Below are 22,073 nucleotides of genomic sequence, written 5' to 3'. Positions count from 1 at the left end.
ACCTTGTATGGCATCACCGAGTTTCAAGAGGTCAATATGTCTCGTAACATTATGCTCATTCCAGTGGGTACAGGCGTTGGTTTAACTTCCATCAGCCTAGGTATGGTTCGTGCACTTGAACGCCATGGCGTTAAAGTACGCTTTTTCAAACCAATCGCCCAGCAACGTCCAAACGACAATGGTCCAGAGCGCTCAACGACTATTTTGAGCAAGTCTCCAACCGTTAATCCACTCGAGCCATTCGAGATGGAGCATGCAGAAAAACTAATTCGTGCAGACCAAACTGACGTGTTGATGGAGCAGATCATTGCTCGTGCAACAGAATGCGCTGATGATACTGAAACGTTGATCGTTGAAGGTTTAGTCCAAACTCGTAATCACCCTTTCTCTAGCGATGTTAACCATGCAATCGCTAAAGCACTTGATGCTGATATCATTTTTGTTGCCACTCCAGGTAACGAAAGTGCAACAGCATTAATGAACCGCCTAGAGATTTCACACAACTCTTGGGGTGGTAGCGAAAACAAACGTTTAATCGGTGCTATCGTCAACAAGATTGGCGCACCGGTTGATGACGAAGGCCGTGCACGTCCAGATCTATCAGAAGTATTTGATCACGACGAACTGCAACGCCCAGATGCAGCGAGCATGTTCCAACTGCCAGGTAAGAGCCCACTACGTATTTTAGGTAGCGTGCCTTACAACTTAGATCTTGTTGCACCACGTGCATCAGATCTTGCTAAGCACTTGAGCGCTAAAATCATCAACGCTGGTGAGATGAACACTCGCCGTATGCGCAAAGTGACTTTCTGTGCACGCAGCATCCCTAATATGGTTTCTCATATTAAAACTGATTCACTATTAGTGACTTCAGGCGACCGCTCAGACGTTATCGTTTCAGCTTGTCTTGCATCAATGAACGGCGTAAAAGTCGGCGCCTTGTTGCTAACAGGCGGTTATGAGCCTGAACCACAGATCATGGAACTTTGTGAGCAAGCTTTTGAAACTGGCTTACCAGTATTCTTAATCGATACTAACACATGGCAAACTGCGCTAAACATTCAGCGTTTTGATCATGAAGTGCCTGTAGATGATGCGGTACGTATTGAACAAGTTCAAGAGTACGTTGCTAGCCATATCGACCAAAACTGGGTTGAGAGCATCACTAAAAACTCTCCACGTGAGCACCGTTTATCGCCACCAGCATTCCGTTACAAGCTAACTGAACTTGCTCGAGCTGCGCGTAAGACTGTTGTGCTACCAGAAGGTGATGAGCCAAGAACCATCGAAGCTGCAGCTATCTGTGCTGAACGTGGTATCGCTCGTTGTGTTCTTTTAGGTAACCGCGAAGAAATTGAACGTATTGCTACTCAGCAAGGCGTTGTATTAGGTGATGGCGTAGAAATCGTTGATCCGGAAGCATCTCGTGGTCGCTACGTTGAAGCTATGCTAGAGCTACGTCGTGGTAAAGGTCTAACTGAAGTTGTTGCTAAAGAGCAATTAGAAGACAACATGGTACTAGGTACTATGATGCTTGCTCAAGGTGAAGTAGACGGTATCGTATCGGGTGCGGTTAACACTACAGCTAACACAATTCGTCCACCACTACAGTTAATTAAGACTGCACCAGGTTCAAGCCTAGTGTCTTCTATCTTCTTCATGCTAATGCCTGATCAAGTTTACATCTACGGTGACTGTGCAATTAACCCAGATCCAAGTGCTGAGCAATTAGCTGATATCGCAATTCAATCTGCAGAATCTGCAATTGCATTTGGTATCGAGCCACGTGTAGCAATGATCAGTTACTCAACAGGTAGTTCAGGCACTGGCTCTGATGTCGATAAAGTACGTGAAGCGACCCGTATTGCAAAAGAGAAGCGCCCAGATCTTATCATCGACGGTCCTCTTCAGTACGATGCAGCTGTTATGCCAAACGTTGCTCGCTCTAAAGCGCCTAACAGCCCTGTAGCAGGCCAAGCGACAGTATTTGTATTCCCAGATCTAAACACGGGTAATACAACTTACAAAGCGGTACAACGTAGTGCTGATTTGATCTCTATTGGCCCAATGCTTCAAGGTATGCGTAAGCCAGTGAACGATCTATCTCGCGGCGCATTAGTTGACGATATCGTTTACACGATTGCACTAACAGCAATTCAAGCGGCACAAAACGAACAAGCTTAATTAGCCTATCTAATCAAGCCATTAAAAAGCCTGCATCAGCAGGCTTTTTTGTATCTATCGATATGGCGATTTCAGGAGTGCAGTGCCTGTCTTTGAGCGCTTCTGCCGCATATGGCAAAAAAATCCTTCTCAATAATAAACTTACTTTATTGTCAGTCGACCTCATGCAACATCCCTAAAGACAACCCTCTCAGTATAAGGAACGTCAGTAAATAGAGAGTTTGTATGTACCAAGTCGGTATGTAGAAAATCCGTTTAGTGAAAACGCTGTATAGAAAGTTCGGAGTAATCATGAGTGATTACCATTGAATAACGTCAAGTTAATCTGAAATAAATCCACTAGATAGATAAGGCTTCTTGATAGGGATAAAAATAAATCGAGAGATCGCTAATACAAGTATTAAGTTAGCTATTAACAAAGATTGCAGGCGAAAAAAGAGGGAAACCAGGAATGAGTCAAAAAATAACCAGCACTTTTACTTGCTATATATCAACAACTTAAACAAGTTAAAAATAGTCTTCAACATACTTGTCCACAGATTCTGTGGATAACATGTTTAAGCTATCTATACAGATATGCCTCAGATCTTTATCTAGGTCAAGCTTTTCAAGCGATCTTTTATGAATGACTTGCCTTGATACAAAAGAATCGTAATACTGCAGCAAATCCTTCATCACTTATAACATGATTAAACCGTTACTTTTTGCAGCAATTTTAGGGCTTGTAGCATGTAGCCCCTCAGAGCAGCACAGCAATGACACAAGTCTTTCAGCCAAGCAATCCCTTAGAACGCCAGAATTAACCTCTATAGGCTTCTTAAGCGCGGTTTACATCGATAGAAATGTGGAAAATGCCAAATTTTATGTTGATGACTCACTTAAAGAGATCTTGAGTCATTATTATATTGCAGCTTCAGTGCAGCGTAATATGTTGAACCTGTCGATGACAGACGTTGAGCTTGAAGTAGATGAAGTCGATATCGATTTCTTTAGAAAATTCACCGATGACGTTACTGTCATCGTCAAAATTAAAGGCTTACGTGGCGGAAGAAGTTGGATTGATGATCGTACGCTTCGTTTACACAAGCGTCAGGGAAACTGGATTATTGTAGAAATCATGCCAGAAAAGCGCCAAGTGAATGGCTAAACCCAGCTTCCAAGCTCAACAAAAAATAGCAACCTAGTGGTTGCTATTTTATCTTTAAAGCTCAGCTATTTTCTGGCTTTAGGATATTGTCCTTAATCTAAAAACGCTTCTTCATCCATTTCAACTGGTAGAGACTCTAACATCTCATCTTGTAGTTGATAGTATGCGCCTTCATATTCCTGAACTTCCATAATAACTCCGGATCTTTGATTAAGGTGTAGGGTACAAAGGCATGACATCAAAAGTGTGTCATTTTGCCTTTTTTTAAAAACATGCCAATTATGCTTTGTTTCTAACCGCGAGTATAACAGCATCGCCAAGAGACTTACAGAAAACTTTCAGAAATAGCACTCAAAGGCAGCACTTAAATACAAAATAACCCGATAAAGCACGTGTTCCTGTCGATCAACATGAAAGTCTTTCACCTTTTAATTCAAAAATGAACTTAACAGCCAACTTTATACGTCGAAAAAATCTACCAAATAGTGCCCTCCTCTCATCATCAAATAGAGCCTCTTAATGTTAGGGCATAAAAAAACCAAACATGATGTTTGGCTTTTAAGATCTCAGTCTACAGACTAACTCTTTTGGTAACGTAGCACTTTAAGCGCTTTGTTAGGATCGATATCTTCAAACACCGCGGGGTTATCAAGCTGTTCACAGAAAACTAAGCTTGGACTGTACTCGTTAACCTGCTCCATTAAAAACTCAATACTGAGTTCTGGTGCATTTAAACAAAGTAACATGTCACCGTCATCGGCTAGAAGCTCTGGCAACCTCTTTAATAAGCGAGCATAGTCTTTAGTCGCGACAAAGCTGCCCTTTTGATTACTTGGCGGATCCGCAATGATCAAATCATATGGACCGAGTTTGGTCAGCTTTCCCCAAGATTTAAAGATGTCATGACCAAGAAAACGCGCCCCCGCTTTTAAATCATTTAGCAGATGGTTCTGTTTACCTATAGATAGGGCACCTTTACTCATATCGATGTTAACGACTTCATCAGCCTTACCCTGCAGCGCTGCGACTGAAAAACCACAGGTATAAGCAAACAGGTTCAACACCTTTTTATGGGCGCTATGTTCACGGATCCATTGACGTCCATTACGCATATCGAGAAACAAGCCGTGGTTTTGACCGCGCATAAGATGCACTTGAAAATGAGCACCATTTTCACTGACAATATGCTTCTCAGGGACTTCCCCCTCAATGATCTCGGTATGAGTTTCTCCACCTCGGCGATACTGGAACACCAAATTCAGTGGTTCATCACCTTTTAGCTCAAGCCAGCGCTGCTCTATCGCATCACATAAGCGACTCAAGTCATCACTTTCTAACACTTTAAAGCTGGTTAACAACAACACAGGTGAGAACCAATCTAGACAAAGATGTTCTGAACCTTTAAAACGCCCTCCTCGCCCATGAAATAGTCTGCTCACATCTTCTGACAGCTCAACTTGCTTTACTGCTTCAATAAATAACTGCATCAAACTCACTTTTCTCTATTCTTTAACTCTGAACTCTCTAATTGAGCTCCCTCTAACGGATTACTTTCTAACAGTTCATTTTCTGACGTAGCTGATCCGGGCTCTTTTACCTCTTGAAGTTGTGCCTCTGAGATATCATCACCGAGTAACACCGCTAGCCAGCGGCCGCCAGAGCTCGACTCTAAAGCTATTTTTACAATCATAGTCAATGGCACAGACAATAACATGCCTACAGAGCCTAATAACCAGCCCCAGAAGATCAATGATAAAAATACCACTAAGGTCGATAAACCTAAGCCCTTGCCCATATATCTAGGCTCAACGGCATTGCCCATAACCGTATTTGTACCAAGATACAATAACGCCACGCCACCAGCCGCTCCAGGGCCTAATTGGATAAATGCCAATAGTACAGAAGGAATAGCGGCTATGATTGAACCGATATTAGGAATGTAGTTAAACAGAAACGCTATCACGCCCCATAGCAAAGCATAGTCGACGCCAATAAAGTAAAGACCAACACCAATAATAAGGCCGGTCGCTAAACTGACTAGCGTCTTAATCACCATATATTGATTCACTGAATGTAAGAATCGGTCTACCTGCTTTAAGCGCATATCTGGATCGTCCAGCGCCAAATGCATTTTGGTCGAAAAACCATTCGATTCAAATAACATGAATACAACTGTCAAAATAATCAGGAATAAGTTAGCCATCACACTGCCCACACCAGACAACATATTTGTCGTCATCGACAATGCGACCCCAGGATCGAAATATGCCAAGATCTGCTCTTTGGAGATGTGGATATTAAACGACGCGAGCTTCTCCACTACCCAAGAAAAATGCCCTATCAGCTGATCGCGGTAAAAAGGGAGTTGTTTCGAAAACTCGTTAATCGAGGTGCCCACCACCGATGCAAGCCATAGCCCCATCAACACAATAAACACCATCAGCAGCAGCACAGCTAAGCCACGTGGTGTTCGGTGACGTGTCATCCAACTGATCATTGGATTACAAATCACTGCGATAAACACTGATAGCACAAAAGGCACCACAATCGGGCTAGCAGCTTTAATGCCTGCTAAAATAACAACGATAAACGCTGAAATAGCAAAGCCCTTAAATGCCACGCCTTGATTCTCAAATCGAGTCATTACAATAAAATCCTTCTTGATTCACTATAATATTGATAGGGTTATATAAACTGCTTCTTATAACACTACAACAGGGACATCGTTATCTATGAAACCAGAAATCGCCGTGATCCGTATTAAGAACCTAAGATTACGTACCTTTATTGGCATTAAGGAAGACGAAATACAAAATAAGCAAGATGTCACCATTAACGTAGTTATTCACTACTGTGCTGATAGAGCGAGAAACAGCGATAATATGGATGATGCTTTGAATTATCGCACGATTACGAAAAAGATCATTGCTTTAGTTGAAAACAACCGCTTTTCTTTATTGGAAAACCTTACTAGCCAAGTCTTAGATATTGCCAGTGAACACCCATGGGTCGACTTTGCTAAAGTAGAAATTGATAAACCACATGCTTTACGCTTCGCAGATTCAGTGTCACTAGAGCTATGCTATCAAAAGCAATAGATCTAACACTCACTCTCTGGCGTACTAAATGTCATGGCCTTAATCATCATGATTAGCCCCTAAATTGAGAATATCTATTTAAGCCTATGAATATATTAATGACTGGCGCCAGCGGGTTTATCGGTACGCAACTGGTTAATGCCATCGATCCGCAACACCAATTAACCATCCTTAGTCGTGATCCCCAGCGCTCAGCCATTAAGCTCGGCGCTAAACATCATTACATCATTTCGCTCGATGAGCTAAATAACTTAGATCAATTTGATGCTGTAATTAACCTCGCAGGCGAGCCCATCGCAGCCAAGCGCTGGAGCGGCTTACAAAAACTCGCGATCTGCAACAGTAGATGGACCCTCACCGAGCAGCTAACTTCATTGATTGCGAAAAGTACCACGCCTCCACACACTTTTATAAGTGCTTCTGCTGTGGGTTATTACGGTAATCAAGGTCAACACGCGGTCGATGAAAACTATCAAACCAGCAGTACCAATTTAGCCGAATTTACCCACCAGGTTTGTCAGCGCTGGGAAGAAGGCGCATTGACGGCAGATAGTGAGCAAACTCGAGTATGCATTGTCCGTATTGGGCTGGTTCTTGGCAGTGCGGGCGGAGCACTCGCTAAGATGTTACCCGCATTTAAATTAGGACTTGGTGGCCCCATTGCCGATGGGGAGCAAGGTATGAGCTGGATCCATCAATCGGATCTTATTCAACTGTTCCTTCACTTACTCAACAGCCCTGATTGTAAAGGCGTATACAACGGCAGCTCCCCTAACCCTGTGAGCAACAAATACTTTACCCGAACTCTTGCTAGCGTATTACAACGACCCGCCTTTATTCCTGTGCCGGCCTTTGCACTGAGATTCGCTCTCGGTGAGATGTCTTGCCTATTAATTGAGGGGCAATACGTTACGCCTAAGCGCACATTAGCCTCTGGTTTCCAGTTCGAATATCCAGAACTGGAACTCGCACTCAAGCAGGTGCTGCTTAAGTAACGTTACTTAGATCTCAATGATACCCCATCAAAATCGACAACAATAAAAAGTTAAAAAGCAAAAAAGAAAAGGGATAGCTAAGCTACCCCTTTTCTTTTTGGGTTTTTATTATCGAATTAAGAAGCTCGAATTGAGAATCTCGAAACTGTTCTCTTTTTCAATGGACCGCCATTAATGCCCCTTAAGTAACTCACCACATGACTTATTGAGCAATTGTCTACAACGCCAAATACCCAATAGCGCAACCACTAAGCCGCCACATAAAGGCGCAATTCCCCACCATGGCCAGTGCATATACACGTTAAGTTCAAACACCTGTGTCTTTAATAAATATAAGGTGAACTCGGCAACGATCACCGCCAGTACCCCCGCTATGGTGCCAAGCAGCGCAAACTCAAGCCCCGTTGCTGCGCGCAATAACCAGCCTGATGCACCAAAAGTACGTAATACAGCCAACTCTCTTTGTCTGGTTGCCATACCAGCTTCAGTCTGAGCTATCATCACCAAGGCACTAGCAAGTAACACCAATATCAATACAAGAGTGAGTGATAAGGAAACCTGGTCGATAATCTGCCTTAGCTGGCTTACCATGGCCCCCACATCAATAATTGATACCGTCGGAAATTGCTTAATCAAATCCAGAATTAGCCCACGCTGAGAATCCTCTAAATGAAAACTCGACATCGAGGTATACGCAAATGGGGCTAGCGCTTCTTTAGTAAAAATCATAAAGAAATTAGGCTGCAGCGTTTCCCAATGAACGGCGCGAATGCTAGCCACATTTACCGTAAGATCTTGGTTATCTATGGTGTAAGTTAAGCTATCCCCCATTGATAAGCCTAAACGCTCGGCAACCCCGGACTCAACTGAAACATCGGACTTATCTTGGTTAAACTGCCCGTCTAAAATTTCATTATTGGGCGGCATGCTCTCTCTATAGGTTAAGTTCAACTCTCTGGATATTCCGACTCTACCCTCTACGCCATCTTGCTCTTGTGCTCTGGAGATCAACTCTTGTCCATTAATCGCCGTTAACCGACCACGGATCACTGGATAAATAACCGGTGCAGACTTAAGGTGTGGCGCCAAGAAGTCGCTAATGGTTTGTGTCTCTTCCGGTGCGATATTAACCAAGAAATAGTTAGGTGAGTTCTCTGGAAGCTGCTTTTGCCACTCTTGCAATAAATCTTGCCTAAGGGCCAAAATCGTCAGTAGTAATACTAGCGCACTACTAAAGCCGACAAGCTGCACCGCGTTTTGTTTAGCACGGCGTCTAAGACCCGCTAATGCCAATTGCAGTGGGTTAGTCGTTTTCATGCCCACGCTGTGGCCCAAGCGGATCATGAAAAAACCCAGCACGCTCAGTAAGAGCCCCAGTAACAATACCGCAGCAACAACGGTTAATGTCAGCGCTAAACTTTGCGAATATAAATATCCAAGCAGTGCCATGGCGCTAAGACTTAACAAAAGATGTAACCACATGCCTAGCTGTAACCCTTCAAGCTGACGTTGAAGCACTCTTAAAGGGGGAATGGCCAATAAACGCATCAGTGGATATGCCGAGAACATAAAAGCACTAATAAAGCCCGTGCCTATCCCCAACATAATTGGCCTGCCGATTGGTGGCGTATAAGCAGCAATTTCTGCCGGTAAAAATGCGGTAATGCCTCTATCTAAGACAAAACCACCGAGTAAACCAAGTAGCACACCGACGGCGGTAACCAGCAATAGATGAGTACCAAAAAGAACACGAATTTGTTTTGCTGAGGCGCCAAATGTCTTTAGCATGGCCACCACATCATAATGGCGCTGGCAATAACGCTGCGCTGCAATACCTATGGCTGCGCAGGCAAGCGCAATTCCTAACAAACTGGCTAGCAGTAAAAAACGCTCAGCACGCTTTACCGCCTCGGCAATAGGAGAATCTCCAGACTGCACATCAACCCAACGTTGGCTCGTATTTAGCAGCGGTTTTACCTGTTGTTCAAATGCCGCTAATTGCCCTGAGTCACCCGTAAATTGGTAACGATAAGTCACTCGACTACCCGGTTGAATGACCTTCGTTTTAGCCACATCCTCAATCCGCATCAACACCACAGGGGATGATGCGAACGGATTAAAGCCAGCATCAGGCAGGCGAATAATTTCATTGGATAAAGTGAAGTTCGCATTGCCAAGTTCTATCTGCTCTGGATAACTTAATAAGCCGCCTAAGCGGGTTTCAAACCAGATAGTGTTTGGTAGAGGTAAGCCATTAGCTGCGCCACTGCTCAGTTCGATATCCCCTTTTAATGGATATCCCTGCTCGACCGCTCTGACGGTAACTAACTGAAACGCATCGCCAGCGTACACCATCGAGTTGAACTGCATACTTGCTACGCGAGCTAAACCTAGCTCGTCAGCCAAGGTTAATATTGTCGGATCAATTTGATCCGGAGAGTCAATAATACGATCAGCGGCAATAAACTTTGAGGCTTGACCGTTAATGGCTAACTGCAAGCGCTCACTCACGCTCGCAAGTCCTGTTACCGACAATACGGCCAAGGTAATGGCCAGAATAATCAGCAACAATTGCCCCTGGGACAGCTCTCTTTTAAATAATCGCCAAGCTAAACTTAACTCCATGCGCTTGCCTCTTCGGCGTCATCCGTACCCGCCTCGGTATGACTAACATCTTGCTTGGTCGGTTGTTGCACACCTTTTTCACTCAAATGGCCTGAGTCCATAATTAACTGACGTTCACAACGACTCGCAAGCTGCATGTCATGAGTCACCAGAACCAAGGTCGTGTCACTTTCACGGTTCAGTTCAAACAGCATATCAGCAATCTTATCGCTATTAGCCGAATCTAAATTCCCTGTTGGTTCATCGGCAAACAACACCTTAGGCTCACAGATAAACGCCCTGGCAATCGCCACTCTTTGTTGTTCACCACCAGATAACTGATTCGGAAAATGAGTTAAACGATGGCTTAGTCCCACTCGTTCAAGCATCGATTCGGCTTTCTCCTTAGCCTTCGTCACACCGGCAAGTTCAGCCGGCAACATCACATTTTCAAGTGCATTTAAGGTGTCGACCAACATAAAAGATTGAAAAATGAAACTGACCTTTTGCTTACGTAGTGCAGCTTTAGACTCTTCATTTAGGTTTTCTAAAGCCACACCATCGAGGTGTATCGAACCACTGGTTGGTGAGTCTAATGCGGCGAGTAGTCCTAACAAGGTTGATTTACCCGAACCCGATGGTCCAAGGATCGCCACACTCTCTCCCTGCTTGACATCCATATTAATGCCGTTGAGGATAGTCAGTTCTCCCTCTTGAGTAACAACTGATTTAACTAGGTGACTTACGGTTATGGCGCTATTTTCAGACATAGAATCCTTCTTCGACTTAAAAAGCCGGCTCGGCGGTTTGGTCTTATTATTGATTTTCAGCAGCTTTCCACTGAGTGCTGCCCCTATATTAATCCTAGGTGATAGCCTAAGTGCAAGTTATGGTATGCCTGAAAATGAAGGCTGGGTACAATTATTACGTGAAAAAATGCCAGAGCACACCATTGTAAATGGCTCGGTTAGCGGCGAAACGTCCGCAGGCGGTCTACGTAGACTGCCCGCTCTGCTTGAGTCTGCTCAGCCTGAAGTCTTATTAATTGAACTTGGCGGTAACGACGGACTACGTGGTTTTCCACCAAAACAGTTGAAAACAAATCTTACAAAAATCATTGAGCTTGCAAAAGCGCAGCAAATCACTATTTTGCTTAGCGAGATCATGGTGCCCCCAAATTATGGGCCAAGGTATGCGTCACAAATACGTACCGTTTTTACAGAGCTCGCAACAGAACATGAGCTGACCTTGATGCCATTTTTCATGGAGCAGATAGTCACCGACTCCTCATTAATGCAAAGAGATGGTATTCATCCTAACCAAAAAGCGCAGCCAACAATTGCCGATTTTATGTTGCCATGGTTTGAGCAGGCCTTATAATCTGCATTAAATCATTGCACCAATTGTTTAATATTTAACCTGACTCGCGAATTCGTATCTTAATAAAAGCTGATCTCAACATAATAAAGTCAGCCATAGGACAGTTGTAACTCAGGACGATTTTAATGGAATACCAAATGCGCTATACACTTATAGCGGCGAGTTGTCTCGCCGCCGTTTACTCCAGTTCTGCCTTGTCTGCAGAAGATACCACACTAAAAGCACAAGCCGTCGCTCAAGAGCAGTCGATGACACCAGAGCTGCTCTACCCACCAGTGGATAGTCAATATGATTGGCTACAGCTCACGTCTCTTGAACTACTTAAAGGTGAAATTAAAAACCTTTATGACGATAAGCTAGAGTTTGAAAGTGATGAACTCGATACCGTTTATATCGACTGGGAAGACGTTAAAGTGCTACAAAGTAGCAATCTCGTCAGCATAGGTTTTACCGATCTTACGACTAAAACGGGTCACTTATTAGTAGAGAACGGTAAGTCTTATATCAATGGTGAGGAGTTTGATAACTCACAGATCATGACGATTATTGCTGGCGATCAATCTGAGGCCAATTACTGGTCGAGTAAAATCAGCTTAGGTGCCAACTTTAGAAGTGGAAATACAGATCAAATCGATTACAGCGCACTAGCAAAAACGATGCGCCGTACAACCGAGTCTCGATTTAACCTAGATTACATCGGTAACTACTCTAAAACTGATGGTGAAAACCGCATTAATAACCACCGTATCAACACTAACTTTGACTGGTTTATCTCAAAGCAGTTCTACTTAAGACCTGTGTTTGCCGAAGTCTATAAAGACCCTTTCTCAAACATCGCTTATCGAATCACAGTCGGTTCGGGTTTGGGTTACAACATCATAGACAACTCTAAAACAGAATGGAGTATCAGTGGCGGTCCTGCATATACTTACACTCGCTTTGATGAAGTAGCAGCAGGCGAAAAAATTGACGACGGCAGTGCCGCCATGGTGGTTGAAACTGTGTATGACACCGAAATCACCAGTGATATCGATTTCAATACCTTGTACCGCATTCAGTACGGCAACGAAAAATCAGGTGGCTACACCCACCATGCAATTGCAACATTAGCGATTGAGCTAACGAGCATATTCGACTTAGATTTGTCATTTGTTTGGGATCGCATCAATAATCCGCAGCCAGACTCAAATGGCTTTATCCCTAAGCAAGACGATTATCAGTTTATCGTCGGTTTTGGTATCGATATCTAAGATCCGCTGTAAGTGTATTGACGCTTTAAATAAAATCCCTGCCATGTTCCATGTCAGGGATTTTTTGGTTATGTTGTCAGTATTTGCCTGTCTCCCGCCCTCTATCTACGCTGCATATTGCTCAGCTGCCACTAAATGAATTGAGTGAAAGAGGCCAATAAACCAGTAAGGGTTCGGTAAAATATCAATCGATACATTCAATCATGCTGTTTTAACACGCGCGTTTAAATGTGACCGTCTTCACAATATTTTTCAGTAGTTAAAACCACCGGCCTTGTTTAAGCCATGCCCAAAAAGCAATTGATAACACCATGTTGCGAAATTGTTGTCCACATTTCACATTGCTTATATTGTACGTCAGTGCAATCTAGTAGTCGCATAATAACAATAATTTTGGAGACGCTATGCTCAACAAGAAACCTTCATGGCTCATGCCGACTTTGATAGCCAGCGCTATTGCAATAAGCTTAGGGGCTTGTTCATCAGATGACGAAAATGAGGTAGTAGACGAAACGACAGAAGTCGTAACACCTGCACCAGAACCGAGTCCCGCCTTCCCCGATGGCGCCATCATGATAGAAGAGGGTGAAAACCTAACTATCCGTATTCAGGAAGCGCTGATTAATGCCCAAAGTGGCGATGTCATCGTTCTGCCTAAGGGCAACTTTGAGATCGAATCAACCTTGCTATTTGATGGCGATGTTGATGGTGACGGCAGCTATGCAAAGAACGTGACCATTATGGGTTACGGCATGGAAGAGACGGTTCTAGACTTCTCAAACGCTAACTCAGGTGATGGTATTTTTGTTCAGAATGCGGTCAACATTATCATTCAGGATCTATCGGTTAACGAAGCCAAAAACAATGGTATTAAGCTCAAAAATACTAATGGGATTATCTTACGCCGCCTCGCGACAGTATGGGAAGGTGAGCTAGATGAAGGCAACGGGGCATACGGTCTCTACCCGGTAGAGTGTGAAAATATCCTTATTGAAGATACCTATGTCCGTGGTAGTGCAGACGCTGGTATTTATGTCGGTCAGTCACAATATATCGTTGTACGTCGCAATATCGCCAAAGAAAACGTGGCTGGTATTGAGATTGAAAATTCAAAGTATGCCGACGTATATGATAACGAAGCCATGGGTAATACCGGTGGTATTTTAGTATTTGACTTACCCATTGGTAACCACAGGTACGGCTCAAGTGTGCGAATTTTTAATAACAAAGTTTATGATAACAATACAAAGAACTTTGCTAACGCCTCAGCCAACCCAGCAGGTGTACATATCGTTCCACCGGGAACTGGGATGATTATTCTGTCTACCGATGATGTCGAGATCTTCAACAATGAGATCACTAACCACGATACCATGGGTGTAACCATCTCAAGTTTCTTCATCGCAGAGCCCGATATCTCGACCTTTGTTGCTAATTACGGTCAACCAGGTCAGCCGATCGAAGATGGCTGGCGACCTACGCCACGCAATATCTACCTTCACGATAATGTTATTGAAGGTTACGGCAAAAAGCCAAACGGCTATCTGATTGACGATATTATTAAAGGCTATCTGTTTACTCACGGTCAGTTCCCGGGCGTTCTTTACGATGGACTCGGTGAGTTACTGTCAAACAACGGTACCGCCGCTTATTTAGGTCTACAAGAACTGCCATTCGCCGCCGACGGGAGTGATAACGTGTGTGCCAGCGACAATGGCGACGTCTCTTTTGGTCGTTTATATGCAAATGACAACACTGATGTGGCCCGCCCTGAATTCCTGTATGAGAAAACTCAAGCCGACATCATGAAGTGTCAACAAGTCAGCTTGCCTGTTCATACCGTTACTTTTGGTGACCAAATCTTTGGTTGCGGTGTCGATGATGAAACCGAAGGCTGTGATGGCGGTAACCTCATTGGCGGCGGTGGCAGCATCGGCGAAAACGAAGGTGGCTTAGAGGGTGATGGTGACTTAAGTCTTTGTAAGGCTGAAGGGGCAAACGCATCTTGGGATGCCCTACTCAAGGCTAACTGCCCGAACCTATCTGACTATAACCTGTTCTCTGATATGAGCAACCCAACCGACGCGCCAAACTCTGGCGGTATTCCTTACGATATGAATACCCAGCTATTTACCGATTATTCGAGTAAGTACCGCTATGTATTTGTGCCTGAAGGAATGAAAGCCAACTACTCGGCAACAGAATCAATGGACTTCCCTGTGGGTACTGTCATAGTGAAATCATTCGCGCTACCTGCAGATACCAGCAAACGCGGTATTACTAACGAAGATTTAGTTGAAACACGTCTACTAATCAACCGTGCAACAGGTTGGACTGCACTACCTTATGTGTGGAATGCCCAAAAATCTGATGCCGTATTAGCAAAAGCTGGTGCAATCCAAGGCAAGAGCGTTATGCATAACGGTGCAGACATGGAGTTTGACTATGTTGTACCGAGCATGAACCAGTGTAAGCAGTGTCATCAGTTTAAACCTGATGCTGACAGCCCCGCTAAATTTGTGCCTATTGGTCCTAAAGCACGTCATCTGAATAAAGATTACGCCTACAGTGACGGCAGCATGAACCAGCTATTAAAGTGGCAAGCAGCAGGTATTTTGCAAGGTGTACCAGATATTGCGACCATTGATACAGTGCCCGCTTATAACGATGGTGATGAAGCCAGTGTTGCTCAGCTATCAGATAGCGATCTCATGGATGCAGCTAAGGGCTACTTAGATATAAACTGTGCCCATTGTCACCGCCCTGAGGGTAATGCATCGAATACCGGCCTCAAGCTCGAGTATTGGAGAGCCTATGCTGATGATGCGGGTCTATCCCACGGTACCTGTAAGTCACCTGTTGCTTATGGCGGTGGATCACTCGGTTTTGATATCGTTCCAGGTAAACCTGAGGAGTCAATTCTTCACTTTAGAATGGAAACCAATAACCCTGGTGACAGAATGCCTGAGATTGGACGTAGCTTATCCCACGCTGAAGGTGTCGCCCTCATCAACGAGTGGATTAAGCGCTTACCACAAGCAAGCTGCTCTAACTAACTGACTGACTGCAAGAGTAATGGTATGAGAGCGCTGCTAATGATTTAGCTTACATAAGTCAGCGCAGCACTCATTAATATAAAGGCCGGGAACTCCCGGCCTTTTTTCTAACACCAAAATAACCCTAGGTGATGTATGCGTAAACTCATTTTACTTACCCTACTCATGCCTTTAATGAGCTGCGGTGGCTCTGATGAGCCGGCTGAAGTGGCTATACAGCCAGATACTCCTAGCGTCACTCCTGAACCCACTCCAGATCCCACACCAGACTCGTCTCCAAGCTCTGCCTGCGAAGCCAATACGACTGAGGTCAATTGGGACGCATTGATGAATGAAGAGTGTGACTCTTTGGCTCAATATGGCTTATTTATCGACCCCAGTATCCCTACAAGCTCCCCTGTGGCTCCGGGGATAAACTACCAACTATCGACTCAACTTTTCTCTAACTATGCCAGCAAACACCGCTTTATTTTTGTGCCTGAAGATAAAGTTATCGCTTTTGACCCTACCGGAACCTTCGATATGCCAGTTGGAACGGTGCTGGTGAAAACCTTCTCTTTGCCATTTGATACGCAAGTTACCGGTGCAAATAACGAAGTATTGATTGAAACACGGCTTTTGATCCACAGAGACACTGGCTGGACGACGCTGCCCTATATCTGGCAAGACGGAGAAGCAACACTGCAGGTCGCCGGAAAAGACATTTCACATACACTAAACCATAAAGGCACGAGCCAAAGTTTTGATTATCACGTTCCCAGTCGAGCTGAATGTAAGTTATGCCACCAAACCAGTAGCGATAGCAGTCGTATTGAGCCGATCGGCTTAAAAGCGCACCTGCTTAATCGCGAAGTCCGTTATCAAGGTTCTCAGATAAACCAGCTCCACCTTTGGCAACAAACTGGCAGGCTAACGGGTTTACCCGCTCTTGGCAATGTCGGTAAGGCTTATGATATTTTTGATGAGTCAGCACCACTCACAAGCAGAGCAAAAGGCTATCTCGACATTAATTGCGCCCATTGTCATAACCCGCAAGGGTTTGCCAGTATTTCAGGATTAAGACTGGGCTTCTATGTTGACCATACCAGCTTTGAATACGGGATTTGTAAACAACCTCCTGGTTGGGATGGCGGTGAAAGAGGACTGTCTTACGATATTATTCCTGGAGACGGAGACCATTCGATTTTGGTGTATCGACAGGAGTTAAATTCAGCCAAGGACAGGATGCCGCCCATTGGCCGCAGTATCGCTCATACTGATGCAGTAGCGCTCATTGAGCAATGGATTGATGAGATGGCACCTGAGGTAGGTAACTGTCAGCACTGAAATTAATTCGCGATATAGGCGGCAGAACCGTCGCCTAGTTACGAGTAACACTCTCTGTAAGTGGGCGATTTAACCGATGAAAGTGACCAGGAGGATGACCAATCCAGTGCTTAAAACTCTGTCTGAAATGGCTCACATCGCTAAAGCCCATCAGTTCCGAGATCGCTTCAATCGAATAATCACTGGTTAAAATCAAGTCTATCGCCATTTGGCAGCGAACTTGATCCACCAACTTTTGATAACTGGTATTAGCATTGGCCAACTTACGCCTAAAGGTTCTAGCACTCATATTTTGTGTTTCAGCCATCGCCTCCATGCTCGGTAGCTCTGGTGCGTGTAATCGTAAAACACTCAAAACATCAGAAACATAAGATCCCGAATTATCAATGCATAGCCGATTAACAGGCTGCTCAAACTTAAAGATTATCGGCAAATTAAGATATCGGTGCTCAATCGACCACTCAAAAAATTCACAGTTGAAATGAACGTCAGCACCAGACTGGTTAATGAGAAACTCAGCCCCACGTTCAGCCTCAGCAAAATTCACCTGACAGAGCCGGATATTGTTCCCTGTCAACTCCTTAGCAAATGCCAACAAAGAGCAGAGACTATGCTGGAACTGACTGCTATAACGCTCTGTATCGACTTTATTGGTATTTAACCATCTAACATGCAGCTTACCGTCATAATTTCTCAGCAAGGTGTCAGAAAAGCTGCCTACAAGTTCAGGGTGAGAGACAGCGAACTGTAAGCATTGACCCAAAGTGTTAAATTCAGCTAAATAAGGCAGTAATACAGCCAGATCTATCACTCGATATGCCGTTGCAGCTTTTGCTGCAACCTCAGGATCTTGGCTCAAGCGGCGGATATAGCTCATGGCATAATCAACCTGCCACACATACACAAACTCACTCAGCATAAGTTCAGCCTCACCGATGCCAATATCTGCATATAGCTGAGCGACAGATGCTGGCGAATAATGCTGTTTAAGATAGCAAAGTAAGTTCTTTAGCTCATAGGCAGGATATGACTGATCACCTACCCTCATATGTGGTTTATAACTGCAGGCCTGTTGCATTGCACTCAAAAACTGATGAACGGTAATAATATTTTTAGCGGATCTAAATAAGAATTAATAGCCTTTTATTAATTTAAGCTTAAAAAATATGCTTACCTTCGAATGAAGGCTGATTGCATTTTTTGTATTCGCTACGGGGAAGTGTGTTCTGGATTATTGCTTCATGGTTATCAATCGCCTGCTGCGGGCGCATGCGCAAACATTACTGAAGCCAGCGAGTAAAGCAAAGCTTTGTGCTACGAACGAGAAACATGGATGGTCTGGATGGTCTGGATGGTCTGGATGGTCTGGATGGTCTGGATGGTCTGGTAAGACCCTAATTTCTTAGGCACCTAAATGTTTTCAGTCTAAAAGTTTTAATTTTAAATGGAGTTAACAATGCAAATTTACCCTAAGGGTCCTGAGTGGCGAAAATGGAACTGACAGGGATAATTACGTTGTTACATTATTTAAGAAAGCAATAGACCATGATATTGGTGCAATAGGCATAACCGATTATGACTTGCCTGTAGGCTACAAGATTTAAAAAAGGAATATCTTGATATTCCCTCCAAATTAAGCACGCTTTTTAATTCTGAAGGCGGAAACAAAAAGCCCCGTAAAAACGGAGCTTTCTCTTTTTGAAGATTTGAAAGGATTAGTCAGCTAAACCCAGAACTTCAAGTCTTTCTTTCGCTAGAAGATATCTTGCGCGGACATCATCAATTTGCTCTTGAGTTAGCTTCTTACCAAGGGTAAGAAGACCGCCATCAGCGTCATTATGGTGAATACCAAAAGCAAACTTAAGGTATTCCATAAGCAATGGTTGAGCATCAAGGTATGAGATAGAATTCATAGCCTGAGAAATTTTGTTTGCCTCAGCCCATTCGCCATTATTAACGTACTCTTGCATAGAGACACTCGCTTTTGGGAATATACACCCTACACCGGTAATACCACCGCATGCGCCAGCAAGTCCTGCATGTACAGTTACAGTGTCAACACCTGCCAAGATTTTTAAATCTTTGTTCTCTAACATCAGCGTTTCGATAGTTGAAACATCTGTAGTTGATATTTTAAGAGCCGTTACTTCAGGTAGAGCTGCAAGTTTTCTAAGAATATCTGTTGAAAGCGCATGATATCCGGCTGCATCTGGGTTGTTGTAAGGCATAATTGTTATGCCCGCCTCTTTTGCAGCTATTGCAGAAAGCTCATAGTAAGCATACATTTCTTCATCAGAAGGCGCTTCCTTAGTTTTGGGTGGCATCACCATTACAGTATCCACTCCAACCGTCGCGAGTTCTGCAACGATTTTAGCCAGCTCTTCTTTAGTTTCGGCCGCAGCGCCGCTGATTAATGGAACATTATATTGTTTAGCAACATCAGAAAGGGCTTTAAGTAAAGAAAGACGCTGTTCAGAGCTTAGGTAGCTATTCTCACCCAGAGTGCCTGAGCCGACAAGCCCACCCATTCTGCTTCCGCCCTTGCCTTGAACTTTCAAAATATCTGCAGCGTATTTTTGGGTTGCTTCAAGGTCTATTTCAACGGCACCGGATTCTGACTCTTTTAGCCATGTAAACACGGCCGGCATAACTGTATATCGCCAATCTGTACTATTTGTTTCCATCATATTACCTTTTTATTAAAAATTACATCACACTGAACTCATTGTATAAAATATACCAAACAAACCACATAAGTTAAACCCCTTCGGCAAACCTAGGCCTTATTGGCAACAAACAACATGTGAATATGTTCCTTCATTAGATGCCTCTTCGATAAACCAACATAACTAAACCAACAAGCCAGGCATGATTAATCCTATTGATGCCATTAACAATGCCTGTCTATCATGTTTTTATCCATCGCCTCCAGCGGGGTATGTGCAGACACTACCGTGACACGCAGCAAGTCCTTCCCTGGAGGCTCGGCCATGACGTCCATGTCATGGACGGTCACGGCCGTATCTACACGTGGTAATTGCTGTACAAAATTAGGAACTAATGGTTCGGTTTCTAACTTGAAAATGCCCCAAAGTGAGTTAGCCTTCAAATGAAGATTGATTACATTTATTTTTGGGTTGGTGTTATCAAGTAGAGTTTTTGAACTTGTTGCTTCGTAGTTATCAATCGCCTCCAGCGGGGGAATGTGCAGATACTGCTGAGGCTCGCTGCGAGCACGTCCTTGTGAGCTCAACGAAAACGTCCCTGTTTTCGACGGCCTCAGCCGCATCTACACTGGTAATTGGTGCCTTCATTTGGGCCGTATAGGTTTGAGTACTAGCTTGGAAATGCCCCAAAGTTGGTTGCTCTTCGAATGAAGGTTGATTACATTTTTTGAGTAGTTGCTACGGGGAAGCGAGTTCTCAATTGTCGCTTCACCGTTACCAATCGCCTGCAGCGGGCGCATGTGCAGATACTGCCGTGACACGCAACAAATCCATCATTGGAAGCTCGGCCATGACGTCCATGTCATGGACGGTCACGGCTGTATCTACACCGGATAATTGGTGCCTTCATTTGGGCCGTGCAGGTTTGATTGCTAGCTTGGAAATGCCCCAAAGTTGGTTAGCCTTGGAATGAAGGCTGATTACATTTATTTTTGGATTGGTGTTACTAAGTAGTGCGTTTGAACCTTTAAGTTCATGGTTATTAATCGCCTCCAGGGGGTATGTGCAGATACTGCCGTGACACGCAGCAAGTCCGTCCCTGGAAGCTCTGCCATGACGTCCATGTCATGGACGGTCACGGCCGCATCTACACTGGATAATTGGAGCCTTCTTTTGGTCGTGGTGATTCAATTTCTAAATTGAAAATGCCCCATTACGAGCTAGCGAGAGAAATTTATGCGCCTGAGAACAGCAATAGCGGCTTATATTTCTTAATGTTTTGGGCATTCAGAGCAGACTTTAAAGTACTAGATAAATACACAGTTATAACTTATCGCAGATAAATCTTGAGTAAAGTGAGCAAAAATAGGGTGCTTTATTCTCGATAAACTTCTACTTTCTTGATAACCTGTTGAATTTACGATGATTGATAAAAGGTTTTAGAGACCTCTACATCAAGGCGCTCACTTTTGCGGGCTTGATGTTAATAAAATCGGTCTTAAATTTTATTTTTTAACTATAAAACAGTATGTTGGCTTGGTATGGTTACTGCTAAGTTGAATTTTAGTCGGAAGATTATCGAGCCGCTAGATAATAAAGCTGTTAGCAATAAAGGAAGGGTTCAGTGGATAATCTAGCAAGTATAATTAATACCATTCTATTAATTGCTATTTTTTGGTATCAAAAAAGCAAAAATAAAGTCCTAGCAGATAGGATTACAGAGCAATCAAATTTACTTCGTGAAACTAAAGATGTTGTTACGCAACAAGCCAAAGCAATTGAAAGCCAAAAACTTGTTGTTGATACAGCACTAGAGTATTCCAAAGCATTCGATTTAGAAAAAATAGAATCTGTAATTAAGCGCGAAGTCACATTAGATTATAAAGAACAAATAAGTGCCCATGAAAGTAAAATTGAGGAGCACCAACAATCCGCTGAGAAATTTTCAGAGGTTCTTGCTACAGGCGTAAAATCAATGGCAGATGATTATATAGGCCCTTTATCTGGCGAACTATTTTCATTGTTGCTACAAAAACCTGAAAATGAAGCACGTGAAATTATATCTAGGTTGCCAACTGCAATTAATGAAGTTTTGTCTGTTCAATATGAAGAGGCTTTAAAAACTATAAAGGCTATGGCGTAAATTATTGCTAACAAATAAGGATAGGCCGCGCGCAGCCGCGTCCTTATCCCGAGTGTTGAACAAGCCCGACTAATACCTTTATATAGTAAATTGCGGCGCGAGAGTTCACGCTGGTTTAGGTGGCTTATCTTAAATGTCACTTTTGACGAGACTGTAACTAACTTTGTGTAACTGCTTATCAAACTGTACTCTAAAAAGAGTCAAGGATAGGCATATACTCATGA

16 protein-coding genes are annotated in these 22,073 nt (G+C 43.7%); 9 read left to right on the top strand and 7 right to left on the bottom strand.

Features of this window, described 5'->3' with window-relative positions; all coding sequences use genetic code 11:
• Positions 1 to 36: 36 nt before the first annotated feature.
• Both pta and ACVBIK_RS10135 read left to right on the top strand, forming a co-directional pair.
• Positions 37 to 2,184 (top strand): phosphate acetyltransferase, encoded by a 2,148-nt coding sequence (pta, locus tag ACVBIK_RS10140; protein WP_447164153.1) that lies wholly within the window; start codon positions 37 to 39, stop codon positions 2,182 to 2,184.
• Between the two features lie 688 nt (positions 2,185 to 2,872).
• Positions 2,873 to 3,331, top strand: a complete 459-nt coding sequence (locus tag ACVBIK_RS10135; protein ID WP_447161733.1) for a hypothetical protein — start codon at positions 2,873 to 2,875, stop codon at positions 3,329 to 3,331.
• A gap of 578 nt (positions 3,332 to 3,909) precedes the next feature.
• On the opposite strand, the gene ACVBIK_RS10130 is transcribed toward ACVBIK_RS10135, so the two are convergent.
• Both ACVBIK_RS10130 and ACVBIK_RS10125 read right to left on the bottom strand, forming a co-directional pair.
• Positions 3,910 to 4,818 carry a class I SAM-dependent methyltransferase gene (locus ACVBIK_RS10130; RefSeq protein WP_447164152.1) on the bottom strand — a complete coding sequence of 303 codons (909 nt, stop codon included), beginning with the start codon at positions 4,816 to 4,818 and terminating at the stop codon, positions 3,910 to 3,912.
• Positions 4,819 to 4,823: 5 nt separating this feature from the next.
• A complete protein-coding gene (locus ACVBIK_RS10125) occupies positions 4,824 to 5,975 on the bottom strand; it encodes an AI-2E family transporter (protein WP_447161721.1) in 1,152 nt (383 codons plus the stop codon).
• Positions 5,976 to 6,063: 88 nt separating this feature from the next.
• Between ACVBIK_RS10125 and folX the strand changes: the two genes are divergently transcribed.
• Positions 6,064 to 6,429, top strand: a complete 366-nt coding sequence (gene folX / locus ACVBIK_RS10120; protein WP_447161722.1) for a dihydroneopterin triphosphate 2'-epimerase — start codon at positions 6,064 to 6,066, stop codon at positions 6,427 to 6,429.
• Positions 6,430 to 6,515: 86 nt separating this feature from the next.
• Positions 6,516 to 7,424 carry a TIGR01777 family oxidoreductase gene (locus tag ACVBIK_RS10115; protein WP_447161723.1) on the top strand — a complete coding sequence of 303 codons (909 nt, stop codon included), beginning with the start codon at positions 6,516 to 6,518 and terminating at the stop codon, positions 7,422 to 7,424.
• Positions 7,425 to 7,595: 171 nt separating this feature from the next.
• Here the strand turns inward: ACVBIK_RS10115 and ACVBIK_RS10110 are convergent, their stop codons facing one another.
• Both ACVBIK_RS10110 and ACVBIK_RS10105 read right to left on the bottom strand, forming a co-directional pair.
• Entirely contained in the window at positions 7,596 to 10,049 is a 2,454-nt protein-coding gene (locus ACVBIK_RS10110; RefSeq protein ID WP_447169603.1) for an ABC transporter permease, read from the bottom strand.
• Complete coding sequence (locus tag ACVBIK_RS10105; RefSeq protein ID WP_447169602.1) at positions 10,040 to 10,798, bottom strand: ABC transporter ATP-binding protein; 759 nt, start codon at positions 10,796 to 10,798, stop codon at positions 10,040 to 10,042. The genes ACVBIK_RS10110 and ACVBIK_RS10105 overlap by 10 nt, the downstream gene beginning before the upstream one ends.
• On the opposite strand from ACVBIK_RS10105, the gene ACVBIK_RS10100 reads away from it, so the two are divergent.
• From ACVBIK_RS10100 to ACVBIK_RS10085, 4 genes are all read left to right on the top strand, one after another.
• Positions 10,779 to 11,408: an arylesterase gene (locus tag ACVBIK_RS10100; RefSeq protein ID WP_447161726.1), complete on the top strand. Its 630-nt coding sequence runs from the start codon at positions 10,779 to 10,781 to the stop codon at positions 11,406 to 11,408. The genes ACVBIK_RS10105 and ACVBIK_RS10100 overlap by 20 nt on opposite strands.
• 137 nt (positions 11,409 to 11,545) lie before the next feature.
• Positions 11,546 to 12,658, top strand: a complete 1,113-nt coding sequence (locus ACVBIK_RS10095; protein WP_447161727.1) for a DUF481 domain-containing protein — start codon at positions 11,546 to 11,548, stop codon at positions 12,656 to 12,658.
• Between the two features lie 404 nt (positions 12,659 to 13,062).
• Positions 13,063 to 15,714 carry a parallel beta-helix domain-containing protein gene (locus ACVBIK_RS10090; RefSeq protein ID WP_447161728.1) on the top strand — a complete coding sequence of 884 codons (2,652 nt, stop codon included), beginning with the start codon at positions 13,063 to 13,065 and terminating at the stop codon, positions 15,712 to 15,714.
• Positions 15,715 to 15,849: 135 nt separating this feature from the next.
• Positions 15,850 to 17,040: an SO2930 family diheme c-type cytochrome gene (locus ACVBIK_RS10085; RefSeq protein ID WP_447169601.1), complete on the top strand. Its 1,191-nt coding sequence runs from the start codon at positions 15,850 to 15,852 to the stop codon at positions 17,038 to 17,040.
• A 34-nt stretch (positions 17,041 to 17,074) separates the two neighbouring features.
• On the opposite strand, the gene ACVBIK_RS10080 is transcribed toward ACVBIK_RS10085, so the two are convergent.
• The 3 genes from ACVBIK_RS10080 to ACVBIK_RS10070 all read right to left on the bottom strand — a co-directional run bounded on the left by ACVBIK_RS10080 (position 17,075) and on the right by ACVBIK_RS10070 (position 20,293).
• Entirely contained in the window at positions 17,075 to 18,118 is a 1,044-nt protein-coding gene (locus tag ACVBIK_RS10080) for a helix-turn-helix domain-containing protein (RefSeq protein WP_447161730.1), read from the bottom strand.
• 637 nt (positions 18,119 to 18,755) lie between these two features.
• Positions 18,756 to 19,724, bottom strand: a complete 969-nt coding sequence (locus ACVBIK_RS10075) for a dihydrodipicolinate synthase family protein (RefSeq protein ID WP_447161731.1) — start codon at positions 19,722 to 19,724, stop codon at positions 18,756 to 18,758.
• 206 nt (positions 19,725 to 19,930) lie between these two features.
• Positions 19,931 to 20,293, bottom strand: coding sequence for a hypothetical protein (locus ACVBIK_RS10070; protein ID WP_447169600.1), 363 nt, complete (start codon positions 20,291 to 20,293; stop codon positions 19,931 to 19,933).
• 1,037 nt (positions 20,294 to 21,330) lie between these two features.
• Here ACVBIK_RS10070 and ACVBIK_RS10065 point away from each other — a divergent pair.
• Complete coding sequence (locus ACVBIK_RS10065) at positions 21,331 to 21,849, top strand: hypothetical protein (protein ID WP_447169599.1); 519 nt, start codon at positions 21,331 to 21,333, stop codon at positions 21,847 to 21,849.
• Positions 21,850 to 22,073 lie beyond the last annotated feature (224 nt).

The sequence above is a fragment of the Shewanella sp. 125m-1 genome (assembly GCF_052977065.1).
Note: the sequence above shows the minus strand (reverse complement) of the source record. Positions and strands in the feature narration are given on the sequence as shown.

Excerpts from the sequence above, each read along its gene's own strand:
- pta (WP_447164153.1), top strand. The coding sequence starts at position 37 with ATGTCTCGTAACATTATGCTCATTCCAGTGGGTACAGGCGTTGGTTTA.
- ACVBIK_RS10130 (WP_447164152.1), bottom strand. The coding sequence starts at position 4,818 with ATGCAGTTATTTATTGAAGCAGTAAAGCAAGTTGAGCTGTCAGAAGAT.
- ACVBIK_RS10125 (WP_447161721.1), bottom strand. The coding sequence starts at position 5,975 with ATGACTCGATTTGAGAATCAAGGCGTGGCATTTAAGGGCTTTGCTATT.
- folX (WP_447161722.1), top strand. The coding sequence starts at position 6,064 with ATGAAACCAGAAATCGCCGTGATCCGTATTAAGAACCTAAGATTACGT.
- ACVBIK_RS10115 (WP_447161723.1), top strand. The coding sequence starts at position 6,516 with ATGAATATATTAATGACTGGCGCCAGCGGGTTTATCGGTACGCAACTG.
- ACVBIK_RS10110 (WP_447169603.1), bottom strand. The coding sequence starts at position 10,049 with ATGGAGTTAAGTTTAGCTTGGCGATTATTTAAAAGAGAGCTGTCCCAG.
- ACVBIK_RS10100 (WP_447161726.1), top strand. The coding sequence starts at position 10,779 with ATGGCGCTATTTTCAGACATAGAATCCTTCTTCGACTTAAAAAGCCGG.
- ACVBIK_RS10105 (WP_447169602.1), bottom strand. The coding sequence starts at position 10,798 with ATGTCTGAAAATAGCGCCATAACCGTAAGTCACCTAGTTAAATCAGTT.
- ACVBIK_RS10095 (WP_447161727.1), top strand. The coding sequence starts at position 11,546 with ATGCGCTATACACTTATAGCGGCGAGTTGTCTCGCCGCCGTTTACTCC.
- ACVBIK_RS10090 (WP_447161728.1), top strand. The coding sequence starts at position 13,063 with ATGCTCAACAAGAAACCTTCATGGCTCATGCCGACTTTGATAGCCAGC.
- ACVBIK_RS10085 (WP_447169601.1), top strand. The coding sequence starts at position 15,850 with ATGCGTAAACTCATTTTACTTACCCTACTCATGCCTTTAATGAGCTGC.
- ACVBIK_RS10080 (WP_447161730.1), bottom strand. The coding sequence starts at position 18,118 with ATGCAACAGGCCTGCAGTTATAAACCACATATGAGGGTAGGTGATCAG.
- ACVBIK_RS10075 (WP_447161731.1), bottom strand. The coding sequence starts at position 19,724 with ATGGAAACAAATAGTACAGATTGGCGATATACAGTTATGCCGGCCGTG.